The sequence below is a fragment of the Kineococcus lubricus genome, assembly GCF_050871965.1.
Taxonomy (GTDB): Bacteria; Actinomycetota; Actinomycetes; order Actinomycetales; family Kineococcaceae; genus Kineococcus.
In genome coordinates this window covers 47,779-63,121 of the sequence record NZ_JBJLSK010000005.1, presented here as the reverse complement: position 1 = coordinate 63,121, position 15,343 = coordinate 47,779, and the positions used below count along the sequence as shown (strand labels likewise).

At 72.5% G+C, this 15,343-nt stretch carries 18 protein-coding genes; 12 read left to right on the top strand and 6 right to left on the bottom strand.

All coding sequences use genetic code 11. The annotated features are described in order from the left end of the window. Window positions 1-71 precede the first annotated feature (71 nt). On the top strand, window positions 72-692 hold the full coding sequence (locus ACRYRX_RS05090; RefSeq protein ID WP_432510739.1) for a TetR/AcrR family transcriptional regulator: 621 nt from the start codon (window positions 72-74) through the stop codon (window positions 690-692). A gap of 12 nt (window positions 693-704) precedes the next feature. Here the strand turns inward: ACRYRX_RS05090 and ACRYRX_RS05085 are convergent, their stop codons facing one another. Beyond that, window positions 705-1,952, bottom strand: coding sequence for a VWA domain-containing protein (locus tag ACRYRX_RS05085; protein WP_432510738.1), 1,248 nt, complete (start codon window positions 1,950-1,952; stop codon window positions 705-707). A gap of 78 nt (window positions 1,953-2,030) precedes the next feature. Here ACRYRX_RS05085 and ACRYRX_RS05080 point away from each other — a divergent pair, with 78 nt between their 5' ends. Together ACRYRX_RS05080 and ACRYRX_RS05075 are read left to right on the top strand one after the other, a co-directional pair. Beyond that, window positions 2,031-2,855, top strand: coding sequence for an oxidoreductase (locus ACRYRX_RS05080; RefSeq protein WP_432510737.1), 825 nt, complete (start codon window positions 2,031-2,033; stop codon window positions 2,853-2,855). Window positions 2,856-2,938: 83 nt separating this feature from the next. Continuing rightward, window positions 2,939-3,232, top strand: a complete 294-nt coding sequence (locus ACRYRX_RS05075; RefSeq protein ID WP_432510736.1) for a hypothetical protein — start codon at window positions 2,939-2,941, stop codon at window positions 3,230-3,232. A gap of 139 nt (window positions 3,233-3,371) precedes the next feature. Here the strand turns inward: ACRYRX_RS05075 and ACRYRX_RS05070 are convergent, their stop codons facing one another. The 3 genes from ACRYRX_RS05070 to ACRYRX_RS05060 all read right to left on the bottom strand — a co-directional run bounded on the left by ACRYRX_RS05070 (window position 3,372) and on the right by ACRYRX_RS05060 (window position 8,185). Then, window positions 3,372-6,086 carry a protein kinase family protein gene (locus ACRYRX_RS05070; RefSeq protein ID WP_432510735.1) on the bottom strand — a complete coding sequence of 905 codons (2,715 nt, stop codon included), beginning with the start codon at window positions 6,084-6,086 and terminating at the stop codon, window positions 3,372-3,374. Then, window positions 6,007-7,110 carry a patatin-like phospholipase family protein gene (locus ACRYRX_RS05065; protein WP_432510734.1) on the bottom strand — a complete coding sequence of 368 codons (1,104 nt, stop codon included), beginning with the start codon at window positions 7,108-7,110 and terminating at the stop codon, window positions 6,007-6,009. The genes ACRYRX_RS05070 and ACRYRX_RS05065 overlap by 80 nt, the downstream gene beginning before the upstream one ends. Window positions 7,111-7,867: 757 nt before the next feature. After that, window positions 7,868-8,185 carry a hypothetical protein gene (locus ACRYRX_RS05060; RefSeq protein WP_432510733.1) on the bottom strand — a complete coding sequence of 106 codons (318 nt, stop codon included), beginning with the start codon at window positions 8,183-8,185 and terminating at the stop codon, window positions 7,868-7,870. 239 nt (window positions 8,186-8,424) lie between these two features. On the opposite strand from ACRYRX_RS05060, the gene ACRYRX_RS05055 reads away from it, so the two are divergent. Genes ACRYRX_RS05055 through ACRYRX_RS05045 form a run of 3 tightly spaced genes read left to right on the top strand, consistent with a single transcriptional unit; the run spans window position 8,425 to window position 9,757 of the window. Further along, the gene (locus ACRYRX_RS05055; protein WP_432510732.1) at window positions 8,425-8,994 is read left to right on the top strand and encodes an SUMF1/EgtB/PvdO family nonheme iron enzyme; all 570 of its coding nucleotides are present in this window, start codon (window positions 8,425-8,427) and stop codon (window positions 8,992-8,994) included. After that, window positions 8,991-9,392 carry a YidH family protein gene (locus tag ACRYRX_RS05050; protein WP_432510731.1) on the top strand — a complete coding sequence of 134 codons (402 nt, stop codon included), beginning with the start codon at window positions 8,991-8,993 and terminating at the stop codon, window positions 9,390-9,392. Before ACRYRX_RS05055 ends, ACRYRX_RS05050 begins: the two co-directional genes overlap by 4 nt. Further along, window positions 9,389-9,757 carry a DUF202 domain-containing protein gene (locus ACRYRX_RS05045; RefSeq protein ID WP_432510730.1) on the top strand — a complete coding sequence of 123 codons (369 nt, stop codon included), beginning with the start codon at window positions 9,389-9,391 and terminating at the stop codon, window positions 9,755-9,757. The genes ACRYRX_RS05050 and ACRYRX_RS05045 overlap by 4 nt, the downstream gene beginning before the upstream one ends. A gap of 4 nt (window positions 9,758-9,761) precedes the next feature. Here ACRYRX_RS05045 and ACRYRX_RS05040 read toward each other — a convergent pair whose 3' ends face one another. Next, the gene (locus ACRYRX_RS05040; RefSeq protein WP_432510729.1) at window positions 9,762-10,169 is read right to left on the bottom strand and encodes a hypothetical protein; all 408 of its coding nucleotides are present in this window, start codon (window positions 10,167-10,169) and stop codon (window positions 9,762-9,764) included. A gap of 86 nt (window positions 10,170-10,255) precedes the next feature. On the opposite strand from ACRYRX_RS05040, the gene ACRYRX_RS05035 reads away from it, so the two are divergent. From ACRYRX_RS05035 to ACRYRX_RS05010, 6 genes are all read left to right on the top strand, one after another. After that, on the top strand, window positions 10,256-11,188 hold the full coding sequence (locus ACRYRX_RS05035; protein ID WP_432510728.1) for an aldo/keto reductase: 933 nt from the start codon (window positions 10,256-10,258) through the stop codon (window positions 11,186-11,188). A 96-nt stretch (window positions 11,189-11,284) separates the two neighbouring features. Continuing rightward, window positions 11,285-12,127, top strand: coding sequence for a phosphatase PAP2 family protein (locus tag ACRYRX_RS05030; protein ID WP_432510727.1), 843 nt, complete (start codon window positions 11,285-11,287; stop codon window positions 12,125-12,127). Between the two features lie 15 nt (window positions 12,128-12,142). Then, on the top strand, window positions 12,143-12,739 hold the full coding sequence (locus ACRYRX_RS05025) for a bacterial proteasome activator family protein (RefSeq protein ID WP_432510726.1): 597 nt from the start codon (window positions 12,143-12,145) through the stop codon (window positions 12,737-12,739). Between the two features lie 44 nt (window positions 12,740-12,783). After that, window positions 12,784-13,161 carry a hypothetical protein gene (locus ACRYRX_RS05020; protein ID WP_432510725.1) on the top strand — a complete coding sequence of 126 codons (378 nt, stop codon included), beginning with the start codon at window positions 12,784-12,786 and terminating at the stop codon, window positions 13,159-13,161. A gap of 84 nt (window positions 13,162-13,245) precedes the next feature. Continuing rightward, complete coding sequence (locus tag ACRYRX_RS05015) at window positions 13,246-14,229, top strand: chymotrypsin family serine protease (protein WP_432510724.1); 984 nt, start codon at window positions 13,246-13,248, stop codon at window positions 14,227-14,229. After that, on the top strand, window positions 14,226-14,495 hold the full coding sequence (locus ACRYRX_RS05010) for a hypothetical protein (protein WP_432510723.1): 270 nt from the start codon (window positions 14,226-14,228) through the stop codon (window positions 14,493-14,495). Before ACRYRX_RS05015 ends, ACRYRX_RS05010 begins: the two co-directional genes overlap by 4 nt. On the opposite strand, the gene ACRYRX_RS05005 is transcribed toward ACRYRX_RS05010, so the two are convergent. Then, a complete protein-coding gene (locus tag ACRYRX_RS05005) occupies window positions 14,482-15,333 on the bottom strand; it encodes an HAD family hydrolase (RefSeq protein ID WP_432510722.1) in 852 nt (283 codons plus the stop codon). The two genes, ACRYRX_RS05010 and ACRYRX_RS05005, sit on opposite strands and share 14 nt — an antisense overlap. Window positions 15,334-15,343 lie beyond the last annotated feature (10 nt).

Genomic DNA, 15,343 nt, shown 5'->3' with positions numbered 1-15,343 from the left:
TCCTCGTGGTGATGACGGTCACGACCCTAGTGGCAGTCACTGCCAACTCGACACTGGTTATCCTCATTCCCGTGACCACCGCGACCCCCGGACCGGACCTGCGCGAGCGCCGCCGCCTCGCCACGCAGGCCGAGATCGAGCACGTCGCGCTGGAACTGTTCGCGCGCAACGGGTCCGAGCGCACCACGGTCGACGACATCGCCACCGCCGCCGGGGTCTCCCCCCGCACGTTCTTCCGCTACTTCGCGACGAAGGAGGACGCCGCCCTCGGTGCCTGCCGCGCCTTCGACGTCGCCGTCGCCGCCCGCCTCGAGTCCTTCGTCGACCGCGGCGCCTCCCTGGCCGACCTCCAGGACGTCATCGCGGACGTCCTGGGCGAGATGGCCGCCGAACTGGGCTCGATCGACCGGATGCTGCGGGTGCGGTGCCTGGTCATCGAGGACGCCGGGCTGCGCAGCGCCCTGCTGCGCCTGGACGTCGAGCAGTCCCGGGCGTTCTTCCACCGGATCGCCGCCGCCACCGGCGCCGCCGACGTCGACCTGCGGACCCGCGTCATCGCCGAGACGCTCGGCGCGGGGTTGCGCGCGGCCCTCGACGACTGGGCCGCGCGGCGCGAGGCCGGCCAGGACGCCGACGTCGTCGCGGTCTACCGCGAGACGTGCGCCATCCAGCGCGCCGTCACCGCGGGCTGACCGGCCCGCACCTCAGCCCAGACCGCGCAGCGCGGGCGCCCCCGCCGGGTAGTACGACCGCATCCAGCGCGGGAACTCCCGCAGGATCCGGTCGTACAGGTCCTCGTCGCCGACCGCGTCCAGGTCGTCCAGCGCGAAGAAACCCGTGTTGTCGCAGCGGCGCCCGTCGAGGGTGTCCAGCCTCTCCAGGATCCCGTAGTTGCTGCGGCCGATGCCGATGAACTGCCAGAACACCGGCTGGTCCTCCACGGCGCGCAACGCCTTCTCGGTGCCCCGGTTGTCGGTCACCCCGCCGTCGTGGAAGAACAGCACGAGGGTGGGGATGTCCAGCGGTTCGCGCTCGACGTACCGGGCGACGTCCTCGATGACGGCCTTCTCGTTGTTCGCGCCCCCGGCCCCGGAGTACCGCTGGGCCGTGTACTGCTCCAGCCACCGCGGCAGGTCCCCGACGGTGACGTCGTCCAGGCGCTCGGCCCGCGACCCCATCGCCCACGCCTGCATCTCGGCACCGTCGTCGACCTGCGCCGCGACGGGGACGACCCGCTCGACCGCGCGGCTGAACACCCCCTTGCGGTACAGCCCGCCGGTGCTGCCGGACACGTCGAGGACCAGCACCACCCGGCACCGCAGGCCCGGCGCCCCGTGCTTGGTCAGCACCAGCGCGACCTGCTGCTTGCGCAGGTTCAGCTTCTCGCGCATGGCGGGGGGCAGCTTGTCCTCGCCCTTGGTGAACGACACCGCGGGCGTCGCCGGAGCCGCCGGCGACGGCGACGGCGACGGCGACGGGGGTTCCTCGTCGACGCTGACCCCGAAGTCGGTGGCGAGCCCGCCGAGGCCGTTGTCGTACCCCTGCCCGACGGCCCGCACCTTCCACGCCCCGGCGCGCTGGTAGATCTCGGCGAGCACCACGACGGTCTCCGACCCCAGCCGCGCCGGGGAGAACTCCACGGCCTCCCCGCCGTGGTCCAGCGCCAGGCGCACGCCCGTCCCGGCGAACGTGGCGCCCTCGGTCTCCGGGCTCGCCACCACCACGACCTTGTCGGCCCCCGGCCGCAGCGCGGCGAGGTCGACGGCGAGCGCCCGGCCCTCCAGCCGGACCCCCGGCGCGGACGGCTGGTTGAAGAACACCATGTCGGCGTCCCCGCCGACCTTGCCGTCGGGGTTCACGACGAGCGCGGTGACGTCGACGGGCCCCTCGACGCGCACCCGCAGGGACGTCCCGGACAGGGGCGCGTTGCCGCCCTCGGTGAGCGTGGTCACCCCCCAGTCCTACCGCAGCGGGCGGTCGCGCGGCAGCGGTACCTGGCGACCGCCCCGGGCAGGTGGCAGGGTCGGGCCATGTCCACCTGGCTGATCACCGGTTGCTCGACGGGCCTGGGCCGTGCGCTCGCCCTCGCCGTCCTCGAACGCGGCCACCGCGCCGTCGTGACCGCCCGCGACGCCGCGCGGGTCGAGGACATCGCGGCCGCCCACCCCGACCGCGCCCTCGCCCTGTCCCTCGACGTCACCTCCCCCGCCGAGGTCACCGAGGCCGTGCGCCGCGCGGAGGAACGCTTCGGGGGGATCGACGTCGTCGTGAACAACGCCGGCTACGGGTACCGGGCGGCCGTCGAGGAGGGCGTCGACGAGGACGTGGAACGGCTGTTCGCGACCCACGTGTTCGGCGCGGCCTCCGTCCTGAAGGCCGTGCTGCCCGGCATGCGGGCGCGGCGCAGCGGGACCGTCCTCAACGTGTCCTCGATCGGCGCGCACGTCTGCCCGCCCGGGTCGGGCTACTACGCGGCCGCGAAGGCCGCGCTGGAGGCGCTGTCGCGGTCGCTGCGCGCCGAGCTCGCCCCGCTGGGCATCTCCGTGACGATCGTCGCCCCCGGCGGCTTCCGGACCGACTTCGCCGGCCGGTCGCTGACGCAGTCGCCCGAACCCATCGGCGACTACGCGGGCACCGCCGGGAAGCGGCGCATCGAGAACGACACCGCGCACGGCACCCAGCCCGGCGACCCGGCGAAGGCGGCCGAGGCGATGATCGCCCTCGCCGAGGCGGAGAACCCGCCGTCGTCGATCTTCCTGGGCTCGGACGCGCTGGCCGCGATCGAGGGGGTGCTGGAGTCCCGCGTCGCGGAGGTCAACGTGTGGCGGGAGCTGAGCACCAGCACCGACTACTGAGCCGGGCCGCGGCCCGGCCCGCTCAAGGTGGTGGGCGGACCTGCCGATGGGGGCACCACCCGTTCAGCGCAGAGGAGAGCACCGTGCCGAACCCCCGCCACGCCGCGGCCGCCGTCACCGCCCTGGCCTGCCTCCTCGCGCTCGCCGCGTGCGCGGGCCCGGGCCCGGGCCCGGAGGCGGGACCCACCCCGGTCGCGCCCGGGGCCCGGGTGAGCGCGGACCCGTCGGTGGAGTTCGTCCTCCCGCTGCTGCGGCCCGCGCCGCCGGCCGGCGTCCCGGGGCCCGCGGGCGACACCGGGGTGCTGGGGCCCGAGTCCGTCGTCACCCCGACCCCGGTCCCGTCCCTGGCCCCGCGCGCCGAGTTCCACCCCGCCTGACCGCGCCCCGCTGCTGAGACGTGCGGCCGAGCCGTGCGCCATCGAACCGGTAGCCGCCTCCCGGCACTGCGGCACCGACCGGGCGACGCTGGGCGACCCCGTCGTGCCGACGGCCACACCCAGGACGTGACTGACGCCGTCACCGTCCGCGCCTGAGCGGCAGGACTCCCTCGCGGCGCATGACCCGGAGTCGCTCCGCGGTGAGGCAGGCACGGGCCAGGGCGATCCTCACCTCTGGGGCGTCGGTGCCCACCTTGACCAGGTAGAAGGAGAACACGTTGATCCCGGCCACCATGAGCGCGTAGGTCCACTCGTCGTGCAGGTAACCGGCCGACAAGCCGAAGGTGATGGCGAGGATGACCGCACTGTAGAAGATGCCGGACTTCCACCAACCGAAGTAGGGACTGTACCCGGTGATGCGTGTCTTATCCAGAGGAACAGTCGACATGTGACCGTTCGCTCTCCGGTAGTACTGGGCTTCTTCGAACGAGTGCTTCATGAAGTGACCAACCGATGCGTTGCAGAAGAGCACCGCGGTTTGACCGATGAAGGTTGCGACAGGCCACAGTGATGAATCGACCAGGACCATGACCAGAGCGAGCACAGGTCCGATCAGCGTGTGAGCACGCATGAAGAACTCCGCGGCACACCCCCATGCGCCTACATCCTTCCACCCCCGAGCACCCAGCGCTGGGGTCAGGCCGGCGTACAGAGCCTGGTAGTACCGAGCACAGAGCACGATGTAGCTGGCGCAGACCAACCACGTGGGTCCGTTGGCGCGCCAATCACCCAGCTGGTAGCCCGGCTGCCTCAGGGAATCCAGGAGAGGCAGCTCCTCCTCGTCGGACCCCGTGATCTGCTGGAGGTACCCCAGGGGGCGGCTGACCCACTCCTGGTTCGCGTCGCGCAGCACATAGACGGAGAGCACGAAGAACGCAACGGCATTGGCGCCGGCGCTCAGGACCGACCAGAGAGCGAGTTTGCGGGACCCGTCGTCGCCCGGCCGGCGGTGCGCCCGCACCTGGGCCTCGGTCTCCCTCCACAGTCGCCACTGCCTCCGAGGCGCACCGCTGAGAGGTCGCAGGACGTTCGACGCAGCAGTCAGGGTCTTGTCGTCGCTGACTGCTTCGAGGAACCGGTCCGCGGTGAAGAACGCGTCATTCCCGAGTGCACGCTCGACGGCGTCGAGCTCGTTGTCGAAGTACCTCTTCAGCCCGTCGTAGACTCCCGCAGCCTCCGGCATCCGACTCGGCCTGAATATCCTCAGCCGATCCACCGGGTTGCGTTGCACCAGGTCTTCGAGGAAGCGGGCGATCAGAGGCGTCGAGGAGTACAGGGGGTCGGGAACCGCCCCGTCCTCGGTCACCTCCAGACCGGCACAGGAGATCAGCAACTGCCCCAGTGAGTACAGGTCAGCGGACCCCTGCCCGCGGACGGGACGATCCTCCAGGATCTCTGGAGCGACGTAAGAGGCGTCACGACCCAGACGGCCCGCGATGAGCCTGGTGTGCAGGTGATTCTTGCCGAAGTCGATCAAAGTCACTTCAACAGTCTCTTGGTCGCTGTCGACGTCGACGATGATGTTGGAGGGAGTCAGGTCCTCGTGCGCTGTCTTCGCCGCGACGCTCCCCACGCGAGCCCTCGCAGCGCTCTCCAACTCCATGAGGGCCGAGAAGATGGGCTTCCCCAGGATGCGCAGCCGCCTGATGGAGCTCGCGAGGTCGGACGAGTGACCGCTTCCCGCTTCACGCAAGTACGATGCGGCAGACTCACCGGAGACCTCCAGCCGGCGCCGGAGCTCCGCGACCAGTTGCTCGTAGGTCCAGCCGCTCAGAACGTGACGGTGCACCGGGAGGAGGCCGGGGCCGGAGTGCTTGAGCGAGTGCAGGAAGATCGTCTCTCGGAGAGCGCTGACGAAGCCGAGGTCCGGGTGCAGCAACTTGGCCGTGATCGCTTCAGGTGTGGCCAGCAGCTCACTGAGGTTCTGCCCCCTCACGAAACGCATGATGATCCACCAGTCGAAGCTGGCCTTGACCTTGACCAGGTGCTCGCGACTCCCCTGCCCAGACGCCACATCCGCCAGGTACGTGTAGTCGTCGAAGTAGTCCCGGGTGCTCTGAGCGACAGCCGGCAAGGCCGCGTACGGGAGCAGCACGAGCTTGATGGCCACCCACTCGCCACCCACCTGCCTCTTCACGATGAGCGACGTGGTGCCGTACTTGTGGAACGACAGCCCTCGGGCTCGCGCGTTGTAGTTCCAGACGCTCACCAGGTCGGCCCACGACTGGCCCCCGGGCGAACTGCTGGGCGAAGGAGGTCGGTCCGCGCGAACCGAGTACACCTGCAGAAGCGCGTCAGCAACCCCGAGGCGAGCGAGAAGCTCGGCGGCGGCCGACTCACACTCCTCGGGCGTGACGGACGAATCGGACACCCCTCGGCCGTCGAGGCCCGAACGCAGGAGTTCAGAATGTCGGAGGCCGTACCACGTCATCAGCAACACACCGATGAAGGCATGGACGTCGGCGTACTTCGTCCGGTAGCCAGTGGGCCTCGAGGAGTACCGCTCCATCCAAGCCCTCAGACTCGTCCGAACAGCCCTGGGATCCGGCGCGGAGGGGAAGGAGGCCTTGTAGTCCGCAGCCGACACCGGGAGCCGAGCGAAGATGTGCCGCCAGTCCGAGAAGTCGTTCGAGACGTAAGCTGGACGACAGTAGGCACTGAGCTCCCTCAGCCCCTCGGCCCTCGCCCGCAGGATCTGAACAGGGTTGCGTGGATCAGTGGTGGCGGGAGCGCCAAGGGCGAACTTCAACACCGCCTGCATCGCGGCTGTGAAGGTGAAGGTCAACTCTTCCACCTGCTCCCTTTTCGACGAGGCTCAGACGCGGGATGCACTCGAGCCGCCCTGCTCGAACATCTGCCACCGGCCGACCCTCGAGATGGCAGAACATCTCAGCGTAGGCTGATCGGCACGCCTTGAGAATGGCCGTCGCGCGGATCTCTTGGCGTTTGACTTCGCTGTTCCCCTCGGCGGGTGCGATGTTCAGCAGGTGGGGTGGGTCGACAGCGGGGGATGTGCTCAGACCACGCATCCTCGTCTGGTCCTCACCTGCTCCGGCTACCGTTCTCAAGAAGCTCTCACCCAACCCCGGCGCCTCCCGATCCAACTGCCAGGCAGCCAGGCGGTCCAGAGCCGTCACGCCACCCCTGACGGCACTCGCGGGTTTGGTGCTGAGCGACAGGACGTGAGTGTTTCCGGCGTCTAGGGCCATCTTTCCCGGGTGCGGCGCCAGGACTCCGCCGTCGAGGACGCGCCGGCCGCGGTACTCGCCTCTCTCCCGAATGACCAGCGGCAGCCACGCACTCGCTCGAAGAGCGGATCTCAGGTCGTCTTCAGAGGCGAAGTCACAGGCCAGGAGCGGCGATCGTCGATCGACGTCCGAGATACCGACGACGAGTTGGACGGGTGATCTCAGGACGGCTGAGTAGTCGAGAGGCTTGACCATGTCGACGACCGTGTTGAACGCGTAGTCCAGATCCAGGACGGAACGCCTGGACAAAGCTCTCCTGATGTCGATGAACCGCGGTGAACTCAGGTCGTCGTAGTAGATGGACAGGGGGTACCACACGCTCCCCGCGATGAAGTACGCAGCGTTCACCGCACCTGAAGAGACACCGTAGACGACGTCGAACACGTCACGGAAGCCGTAATCGTCCAAGGCATTGAGCATGGCCGCCGAGACAGCCCCCCGCATGCCCCCGCCCTCGACGGCCAGCGCCAGTCGAACACCGTCTCGTCGCTCACCGGGTCTACTGCCCGAGGCGCGCCGAGCACGCATCAGATCCAGAACCGGGTGCCATCGTGATCGGTCTTCGCTCAAGGGAGTCCCTCCGTGGATGACTCGCACGGCAGTGCGCCACCACGTCGCTGTGACTACGCCAGCGTCGTGGAACCGCCTGCCACCTTCTGACGCTCCGTCCGACTCCCGCCTTCAAACGCCTGACTGTCGATGTTTCAGGAAGATACCGCTCAGTGCCTTGCGGTGAGTAGCACTTGCCTGACACCACGTCATCGCAGTGCAGTCGGTGGTCGCCAAGGGCCAGCGGAGGCCTCGACCGCTCCCCCACCCACCGCTGCGACCACGGACGCTGCCGTCGGGTGGGCACCTGGGCAGGGCCGCGGCGCGCCGGACGCAGGGCGACGACGAGAGCGTCCGGTGAGAGCAGCACGATCGACGTCGCCCGACGTGCGGGATCGACGCCTGAGCAGTACCACCGACTCGCGATCGGTGGATCGGCGACACCCACGCTCCGGCCGGGCGCGCGCCCCGAAGCCACCACCGTCACCGAGGACGGTCACCGACCAGTCCACACCGGTGTCAGTGACGGTGTGGCCGTCGCACTCGACAGCTGGAGCAGACTCGATGCTCTCGTCGCGGGGGTGCGCTCCTCTGGGAGTGGATGCTCAGAGCGGGCGGACAGAGTGGTGGGCCACGACGGCCAGGTCCTCGGCGAGCGGGCCCTCGGTGGCCCGCAGCTCAGCTGGCAGCCGTTCTCGCGTCCCGGCTCGACGAGCTCAGCCACCGCGAGGTCGGCGCGGAAGGGAGCCGCCACGTCTCCGCACTCACCGGCAGCTCCTCAGTAGGAGCGCTCCGGGTCGTCCCGCCCGAACCGCTGAGCACCGCGACCGCAGCCGTCCTGCACCGCGTCGGGAAGACCTCGGGCCGTGCGGTCGCTGGAGCGGTAGCAGCCGACCTCCTCGCGGCGGACCCGTAGTTCGGTCTTCATCAGCGCTAGGGCCTCTGTGGACGCCAGGAAGCCGGAGAAACCGAGCCGGGCGAGGAGCTTCAGCTCCTCGAGCCGCGACGGCGAGTGGCAGTCGCCCTCAAGTCGGTCGAAAAATCGAGCGCCCTCATCGCTGATCCCGTGGGTCAGGGAGCGGTGGGCCTCGCCCACCTGGGTGTTCGACCGGAAGGACCGGCCGGAGTCGTCCAGCTGCTCCCTCAGGTCGTACCAGTGCCCGGGCGCTGCAGGATCACGCTGGGGAGTATGTCTTCGAGCTCCACCGCACACCTCCTGCCACGGCGGCACGACTGGTACGACTGGATCGACCGCGACACTCGTGGAGCACCTCGTCACCGAGTCCACCGAGCCGGGAGACGATTGGCCCCTGCACCGTCGGAGGAGGACGAGACGTGAGCGCGACCGGGGGCCACCACGGCTGCTGCGCACCGGCGGCAGAGCGCCGGACGGCCGGGTCGGCAGCCACCGCCCTCGGCCACATCACCAAGACCGAGCGCATCGGCTGGTCCTACAGCTTCGCCGCGTTCCTGCTCGCCGGGCTACGCCGGATCAGCCCACGCTTCGCGGTCACCTCCCGGTGGACCGCGGTGGCCTGCACCACCGAGGACCACCCCGAGGATCCCGGCTGCACACGGACGCGGCGCGAGGGTCATTCCGTCACGCTCGTGGGGTGGGCCGACGCCCTCGCCTGCGCCACGCGGGAGGCGGGCCGACTGCCCACCGCGGCCGAGTGGAGGTCCGCGGACCACGCCTGCCTCATCCACCACCTCACGGCCGACCGGGTCGATCCCGCCGGCTCGGACACCGGCGACTCCTACGTCGTGCGCGCGGGGTCGTACCTGCGCCACACCTCCTGCTGCAACCAGTACCACGTCGCCGCCCGCACCGCGGACGCCCTCGACTTCGCCGGCGGCGACAACGGTTTCCGCGCGGTGCGCGACGTGCCCAGGAATGGCCGGTGAGCACCCCCGAACCCTCGCAGGACCGGGACGGCCCACTGCCGGACAGGCGGTTCCCCGCCTCGGTCTACCGGCACGGCACCGAACCCGACCCCCGGTTCTCCCTGGCCAACGAACGCACCTTCCTGGCCTGGATCCGCACCTCCCTGGCCCTGCTGGCCGCCGGGGTGGCGCTGGAGGGCCTGGGACTGCCGCTGCAACCGGACCTGCGGCTGGCCGCCTCGATCGTGCTGATCGTGCTGGGGCTGCTGGCCCCGGTGCAAGCCTGGCGCGGCTGGACGCGCGACGAGCGGGCCGTGCGGCTCGGGACGCCGCTGGCCTCCCCCGCCCTGGCGTCACCGCTGACCGTGGGCACCGTCGTGGCCGGGGTGCTCGTCCTGCTCGGGCTCGTCCTGCGGTGACCCCGCCACCAGAGCCGCCGGGCCGGGTGGTCTACGACCCCGGCCTGCAACCGGAGCGCACCGCGCTCGCGTGGCGCCGCACCGCCCTGTCCCTGGTCGTCGTCTCGCTCGGCGCGGCGCGCCTGCTGCCCGCGCAACTGGGGGCGGGGGCCGTGGTGCTCGGCGTCGCGGGCGCCGCCGGCGGCGTCGCCGTGCACGTCCTGGCCGGGCGCCGCGCGCGCCGCACCACCGCCCGCCTGCTGGCCACCGGGGACCTGGCCCACCCGCACTCCGCCGGTGCCCTGCTCGCCGTCGTCGCGGGCGCGGTGACGGTGCTGGGCCTGGGGGCGCTGGCCCTGGTCCTGGGCCGCGTCGTCGCGGGGTGACGGGTCACCCCGCGGCGGGCGCCTCGCCCAGCGTCGCGGGGTCCGGGCACCCCGGCCTCGTGAGGGCGTAGTAGCCCGGCGTCGCGCCGTCCTCGTCGACGGCGACGTCCGCGACGTCGGCCTCGACGCCGATCTCACCGAACGGTTCCCCGTCGGCCAGGACCGTCGTGACCTCCCCGGCGGGGACGGTCGCCGCGAAGGCCAGGTCCACCGGCCCGGACGCGCTGGCGACCTCCTCGCCGTGCTGCCGGAAGGAGAACGTCACGGCGCCGTCGGCCGGTCGCGGGTCCTGCGTGCCCCAGCAGACCACCACCCGCTGCGTGGGCCGGGGCTCGTCGGCCGAGCACCCGGCGGCGAGCAGGGCGAGGAGGGCCGCCGGGACCGCGGTCCGGCGCAGGCGTCGCGTCGTCACCCGCGGAGTCAAGCACCGCGGCCCCCGGCCCCGCAGCCGAACGGGCACCGCTGTCGGGCCGCGAGCACCTGTGGTTGCCTGACGACATGACACGCATCGGGAACTCGGAGCTCGACGTCCGCCCCCTGAACCTCGGCGGGAACGTCTTCGGCTGGACCGCCGACGAAGCCACCTCGCACGCCGTCCTGGACGCCTTCGTCGACGGCGGCGGCGACTTCATCGACACCGCCGACGTGTACTCGGCCTGGTCCGACGGCGGCGCGGGGATCTCCGAGACCGTCATCGGCACCTGGCTGGCCAAGAGCGGCAAGCGCGACCGGGTCGTCCTCGCCACCAAGGTCGCCAAGAAGGCCGACCGCCCCGGGCTGGGCGCCGAGAACATCCGCAAGGCCGTCGACGAGTCGCTGCAGCGCCTCCAGACCGACCGCATCGACCTGTACTGGGCCCACCAGGACGACCCCGGGACGCCGCTGGAGGAGACCCTCGGCGCGTTCGACGAGCTCGTCACCGCCGGCAAGGTCCGCGCGATCGGCGCCTCCAACTTCACCGGCCCGCGCCTGGAACGGTCCCTGGAGGTCTCCCGCCGCGAGGGGTTCGCCGCGTACGTGGCGGTGCAGAACCACTACAACCTCGTCGAGCGCGAGGAGTACGAGCGCGACGCGCGGCCGGTCGCCGAGGCGAACGGCCTGGCCTCCCTGCCGTACTGGTCGCTGGCCTCGGGGTTCCTCACCGGCAAGTACCGCCCGGGGAACCTCCCCGAGTCCGCGCGCCAGGGCGCCGCCGCGAAGTACCTCGACCAGCCGCGCGGGCTGGCGGTCCTGGAGGCGCTGGACGCCGTGGCCGCCGCGCACGACGCGCAGGTCGCGTCCGTGGCCCTGGCCTGGCTGCGGCAGCAGCCGACCGTCGTGGCCCCCATCGCCAGCGCCCGCACCGTCGAGCAGCTGCCCGCGCTGCTGGCCTCGATGGACCTGGAGCTGAGCGCCGACGAGCTCGCCGCCCTGGAACGCGCCTCCCGCTGAGGCCGCGCTGAGACCCCCGCTGAGGCCACAGGAAACGCACGCTCCCTGCACGTCCGGCGGGGCGCGCGGACGGCGGGCGTGCCGCACAGTGGAGGGGTGAGCACGACAGCCGCCCACCAGCAGCGCACCCCCACCCACCCGGGGCCGCCCCGCCGGACGTGGTCCCCGGTGGCCCTGGCCGGTGCGTGGGTGCAACTGCTCGCCCTGGGCGTCGTGTACTGGGTGTGCGTGCGGACGGCGACCGGCCAGCGGCACGAGGACCGGCTGCACGAGGCCGCGCTCGCGGCGAGGGGGTCGCAGCCGGGCTGGCTGCGCCGGACCTTCGACCTGGCCGACCGGCTCGAACCGCACCACCTGGTGCTGGGGGTCGCGGCGGTCGGGGTCGTCGGCCTGCTGCGGGGCCGGCCGGGCCGGGCGGTCCAGGGCATCGTCGTGGCCGGCGGGACGCTGGCCCTGACCGAACTGCTGAAGCTGGTGCTGCTGGAACGGCCCGACCTGCTCGACCACGCCTCCGGCGCGAACAGCCTGCCCAGCGGTCACACCGCCGCGGTGCTGGGCGTCGCGCTGGGGGTGCTGGTCGCCGGACCGCGCTGGCTGCGGTGGCCGCTGGCCCTCGCGGGGGCCGCGGCGGCGGGGGTGATGGGCGCGTTCGTCGTCGCCGAGGGGTGGCACCGGGTCAGCGACGTGCTGGCCTCGGCGCTGGTGGGGTCGCTGGTGCTGTGCTGCGTGCAGGCGCTGCCGACCCGGGACCGGCGACCGCGCGGACCGCTGGTCCGGCTGGCGCTGCTGGTCCCGGCGGCGTGCGCGGCGGCGCTGGTCGTCGTGTACGCGGCGGGCGCCCCGCTCACCACGTCGTACGTCGTGACCGGCGCGGTGGTCGCCGCGACGGTGCTGCTGGCCGCGCGGGCCCTCCCGCGGGAGGTGCGCGGCAGGGCCTGAGGGCAGGATGGGCGCATGTCCGACACGCACCCCTTCACCGAGGACCCGACTCCGCCCGACGCGCCCCGGGAGACCGCCGACGGGCCGGACCCCCGCGTGGTGGTCGTGACCCCGCAGGGCATGGGCATCGCCGAACCCCCCGAGGACGGCGGCCCGGGCCCGGCGGACATGGTGTCCGAGCCCGCGAAGGTCATGCGGATCGGCAGCATGATCAAGCAGCTGCTGGAGGAGGTCCGGTCCGCGCCGCTGGACGAGGCCGGCCGCAACCGCCTCGCCGAGATCCACGAGCGGTCCCTGCTCGAGCTGGAGGACGGCCTGTCCGGCGACCTCGTGGAGGAGCTGCGGCGCATCGCGCTGCCGTTCGCGGAGGGGCAGACGCCGTCCGAGAGCGAGCTGCGCATCGCGCAGGCCCAGCTGGTGGGGTGGCTGGAGGGGCTGTTCCACGGCATCCAGACGGCGCTGGTCGCGCAGCAGATGGCCGCGCAGGCGCAGCTGCAGGAGATGCGGCGCGCGCTGCCGGGCGGGGTGGGGCCGCGCCCGGGCCGCCCGGGCCCGGGCGCCGGTGACGGGATGCCGCGCGTGCAGCCCGGCGGGACGGGGCAGTACCTCTGAGGCTCGCGTTCTGGCGGTCCGCGCCCGACCCCCTCGGCAACGGGGTGTGGGCGCGGGCCGAGCACGCCGTCGACCGGGCCGTGCGGCGGGTGGAGATGGTCGTGGCCGGGACGCCGGCCGGCCCGGGGCGCACGGCGCTGGAGGAGTTCCTGCCGCGGGTCGACCTCGTCGCGCGCGCGGTGCGGGCGCAGTGCCTGCGGGCGCAGGAGGTGGCGCCGTCGTCCGGTGACCTGCTGGTCCCCTCCGGCCCCGACGGGCAGCACCCCGAGATCCACCGCCGGCTGACGCGGACGGCGACGGCGTGCGCGCAGGTCGCCGAGGCCGCGGCGATGGTGCGGGTCAGCGGGCAGGCCGACCCGGAGCTGCTGGCCGCGGTGCGGCGGGCGGTCGAGAAGGCGGAGACGCTCGCGGACCTGCGGTGAGCTGGCTCGTGTCGGAGGCAGGTGTCACGGTGTGCTCGTACCGATCACCACCGGGTGAGGACGACACGATCAGGGGGACGTCTCGTGCACATCGACAACGCTCGTGAACTCAAGTCCAGGTTGCTGTCGGGCGTGGTCCAGGCCTCCTCGCTCGAACGTCCGACGGGGATCGCCAGCGTCGGGATCAGCGTCCTGCCGCCCGGCGGCGCCGCCGCCGGGCCCCGCTACGGGCTGGCGGTGCGGTACTCCGGGAACCGCGGCGAGGTCCTCGCCGACAGCGCGCGGGAACTGGCCGCCCGCACCGCCGGGGACGAGGTGGACATCCGCGAGATCGGTCTGGTGACGGCCCTCACCGCCCCCACCGAACCGGGCACCTGGACGCCGGAGACGTTGCAGCGCAAGACCCGTCCCCTGCGCCCGGGGCTGTCCATCGCCCAGCGGGACGTGACCGCCGGCACCCTCGGCGGGTTCGTCACCGTGGAGGGGTCCGACGGGCTGTACGTCCTGTCCAACAACCACGTCCTCGCGAACTCGGACCAGGCCGCGCTGGAGGACCCGGTGCTGCAGCCCGGCCCGCACGACGGCGGCCGCGCCGCGGACCGGGTGGGACGGCTCGCGCGGGCCGTACCGCTGGAAGCCGGCGGCGGCAACGCCGTCGACGCCGCGCTCGCGCTGCTGGAGGACGACGTGTCCGAGGTCGACCTGGAGTACCCCGTGGGCCGGCTCACCGGCTGGACCGACCCCGACGACGAGATCGCGGTGGAGAAGGTGGGCCGCACGACGGGCTGGACGAAGGGCCGCGTCACCGCCATCGAGCTCGACGACGTCGCCGTCCAGTACCCGGTGGGCGTCGTCAGCTTCGACGGGCAGATCGAGGTCGAGGGCGACGCCGGCGCGTTCTCCGCCGGCGGCGACTCGGGGTCGCTGGTCTACCGGCCCGACACCCGGCAGGCCGTGGGGCTGCTGTTCGCGGGCAGCGAGCGGGGCGGCGCGGGCGGTGCGGGGCTGACGTTCTGCAACCCCATCGGCCTTGTGCTGACCGCGCTCGGTGCGACACTGGTGGTGTGAGCCAGCTTCCCCTTGGCACATCAGGTTCAGGCACGGGCCCGGGCAGGGACGCCGCCCGCGCGGCCAAGGTCCACGTCCAGGGCCTCGTCGGCGGCGACCCGCGCGTCAACGGCATCGGCCTCACCCACGCCGGGCAGGCCTGGGCGGTGAAGGTGAACGTCGTCGACGAGCAGGACTACCCGGAGCTGCCCGAGGACGTCGACGGCGTCCCCGTCGTGGTCCGCGGCGTCGGCCGCATCAGCGCGTTCGGCGTCAGCGCCGGCTGAGCAGCCGTTCCAGCACCTGAGCCACGCCGTCGTCCCCGCAGTCGGGGGCGACGGCGTCCGCCGCGGCCAGCGCGTCGGGGTGCCCGTCGGCCATCGCGTAGGAGCGGCCCGCCCAGCGCAGCATCTCCAGGTCGTTCGGCATGTCCCCGAAGGCCACCACCTGCGAGGCGGCGGTGCCGCGGTCGGCGGCGACCTCCGCGAGCGTCGACGCCTTGCTGACCCCCGCGGCCATGATCTCCACGAGGGAGTCGGCGGCGTTGGAGTGCGTGACGTTGACGAGGCCGCCGACCGCGCCGCGGGCCACGGCGACCATGTCGTCGGAGGAGACGCCCGGGCACTTGGCGAGGATCTTCACGACCGGCGGGGAGTCGACGAGCAGCTCCTCGAAGGCGGCGACCCGCTGCTCCAGCCCGGTGTCGAACCGGGTCGCGTACTCCGGTTCGCGGCGGAACCCGACGACGGCCTCCAGCGCGAACCCGATGCCCGGCAGCGCCGGGCGCAGCGCCGCGACGACCTGCCGCAGCACGTCGACCGCGATGGTGTGCTGCCGGACGACCCGGTCGGTGTCGAGGTCGAACACGACGGCGCCGTTGGCGCAGACGACCTGCCCGCGCAGACCGGCCTCGGAGGCCAGCGGGGTGACCCACCGCGGCGGGCGGCCCGTGACCGGGACGACGGGGATGCCCGCGGCGTCGCAGGCGGCGAACGCGGCCAGGGTGCGGGCGCTGAGGGGGCGGTCGCGCGGGATGACGGTGCCGTCGAGGTCGGTGGCGACGAGCTTCCACGTCCGGGCGAACTCGTTCTCGGCCGCGTCCAGCGTCAGCGCCTCGGAAGTCACCGGCCCATCC